The 824-nt window shown below is 64.7% G+C and carries 1 protein-coding gene; it reads left to right on the forward strand.

Annotated elements, in window-relative coordinates:
- The first annotated feature begins 64 nt into the window (after nucleotides 1-64).
- Nucleotides 65-277 (forward strand): cold-shock protein, encoded by a 213-nt coding sequence (locus N799_RS14060; protein ID WP_160279984.1) that lies wholly within the window; start codon nucleotides 65-67, stop codon nucleotides 275-277.
- The last annotated feature ends 547 nt before the right edge of the window (nucleotides 278-824 follow it).

Raw genomic sequence — 824 nt, forward strand, 5'->3', positions numbered from 1 at the left:
ACCCGGCGTGACCTAGCAGATGCCCCCGCCCACCCGGCGGGGGCTTTTCTTTGCGGAGGGGACGATGGAGCGCGGGAAAATTTCGATGTACCACAAGGCCAAGGGCTACGGCTTCATCCTGCCGCACCTGGGCGGGCCGGCCGTGTTCGTCCATCGATCCACGCTAGAGCCGCGAGAGCCCGCACCGGAGCCGGGGGACGAGATCGACTTTGAGGCATTCAAGGGGCTGAAGGGCTACCGCACAACGCGGGCGACGTTGGTCCGCACACACGAATAGAGACTAGGGGCTGCCTTCGGGCGGCCCCGTTTTTTTGTGCCCGTCCTAGGGAGGCGCATGGTGGCTGAGCCACCGTTCAACCCCACGCTTCGCGACGGTGACGGATCGACTGCGACCGCGCACGATCTGCCATGCCATGCGTCCGCCGATCCAGACATGCGCGCCGGTCGCGTCGGGAACGACCGAGGCGATGACCCGGCCACCGCGTAGCAGCTCCCATCCGTGCGGGCGTTGGCGCCAGTGGTCGGGCATGTTCGGAGAGTGTCGGCGGGATCGTTGTCCGGACGATCCTCGCACCTTGGACGGCCGTCATGGCGGGTGCGTTGCCGACGGGAGGAATGATCCGGGTTCGCGCAAATCGGCGCAGTCGGCGCACTTCGCGGGCGTGTATCGGGAAAGTCTGACAACCGCGTGTGGAGACGACGCTAGCCGGGATCGGCTTTCCGTACTGGCGTCCGTATAAAGAAAAAGGCCGCTTCAATAGCGGCCTAAGTCTTTGTTTCTACTGCAAAAAATGGTGGAGGTGGGCGGAATCGAACCGCCGTCC

The sequence above is a fragment of the Lysobacter arseniciresistens ZS79 genome (assembly GCF_000768335.1).
In the GTDB taxonomy this organism is placed as follows: domain Bacteria; phylum Pseudomonadota; class Gammaproteobacteria; order Xanthomonadales; family Xanthomonadaceae; genus Novilysobacter; species Novilysobacter arseniciresistens.

Bases quoted from the DNA above. Each gene is read 5' to 3' on its own strand.
- N799_RS14060 (WP_160279984.1), top strand. From the start codon at position 65: ATGGAGCGCGGGAAAATTTCGATGTACCACAAGGCCAAGGGCTACGGC.